The organism is Pseudomonas sp. P129, from assembly GCF_020312195.1.
GTDB lineage: Bacteria > Pseudomonadota > Gammaproteobacteria > Pseudomonadales > Pseudomonadaceae > Aquipseudomonas > Aquipseudomonas fragariae.
This window is the reverse complement of record NZ_JAGPYS010000033.1, coordinates 1-1426: the sequence shown is the minus strand read 5'-3', so window position 1 is coordinate 1426 and position 1426 is coordinate 1. Positions and strand designations below refer to the sequence as shown.

General features: G+C 55.0%; 1 pseudogene. It reads left to right on the top strand.

What is annotated here, in order from left to right:
• Window positions 1-1266: pseudogene (locus KBY02_RS25995) on the top strand (IS1182 family transposase); the annotation flags it as partial.
• Window positions 1267-1426 lie beyond the last annotated feature (160 nt).

Sequence of the window (1426 nt, the reverse complement as noted above, 5' to 3'; positions counted from 1 at the left end):
GGCCGACCGGCCTACCATCCTGCAGTCATGCTGAAGATCTACATCTACGGCTATCTCAACCGTATCCAGTCAAGCCGACGCCTTGAGCGCGAGGCGCAGCGCAACGTCGAGCTGATGTGGTTGACCGGTCGCCTGATGCCGGATTTCAAGACCATCGCCAACTTTCGCAAAGACAACGCAAAGGGCATTCGAGGAGTCTGTCGGCAGTTTGTCGTGCTGTGTCAACAATTGGGGCTTTTCTCGGAGCATTTCGTTGCCATCGATGGCAGTAAATTCAAGGCGGTCAATCACCGCGACCGCAATTTCACCAGTGCCAAACTGAAGCGTCGGATGGAAGAGATTGAATCAAGCATTGCCCTTTATCTAAAGGGGCTGGATGCGGCTGATCGGGAAGAGCCCAAGACTGCAGGCCCCAAAGGCGGCCTAGAGGAGAAGATCGCCAAATTGAAGGAGCAAATGAAGGCGTTGCAGACCATCGAGGTACAGCTTGAAGAATCCCCGGACAAACAAATTTCGCTGACCGATCCGGACGCGCGCTCAATGATGAGCAGTGGGGGAAAAGGTATCGTGGGTTACAACGTACAGACCGCGGTGGATACCAAGCACCATTTGATCGTCGCGCACGAGGTGATCAATGTGGGTCACGACCTTGATCAACTTAGTTCGATGGCCCAGCAGGCCCGTGAGGTGATGCAAGTCGAATCGTTGTCGGTGGTGGCGGACCGCGGGTATTACAAAAGCGGAGAAATCCTGGCCTGTCACGAGGCAGGGATCACAGCTTATGTGCCAAAAACGCTGAGCTCGCGGGCCAAATTTGATGGCCGTTTCGGCAATGACGAGTTTGTTTACGACGCGGACAACGATGTGTACGTCTGCCCCGCCAATCAAGTGCTGATCTGGCGCAACTCTTACATCGACAAGGGCAAGAAGCTGGACGTTTACTGGCGCTCCAACTGCTAGGCCTGCTCGATAAAGGCGCAATGCACACCGGCCAGAGAGCGAAAAATTCGGCGCTGGGAACATGAGGCAGTACTGGAAGAAATGCAGGCCCGCCTGGCTAACGCGCCGCAGGTAATGACCATCCGCAAGCAGACCGTCGAGCACCCCTTCGGGACTCTCAAGCAGTGGATGGGTGCAACGCATTTTCTGACGCGACGGCTTGGCGGAGTGAGCACCGAAATGAGTTTGAACGTGCTTGCTTATAACTTGAAGCGGGTAATGAACATCCTCGGCACGCAGAATCTTGTAAAAGCGCTGGCGGCTTGAAAAGCCTCCATTGCGCCCGATAAAAGGGGCTGTAAAGCGCTATTAACGGCCTTAAGGGCGGATTAGAGCGATGGCAGGACTTTCAGGCGTTCCGGCTAGCCAAGTATCGTCTGCGCTACGCGCAGCCGATACTTGGGCTGGTTTTTACACACTCTGGGCC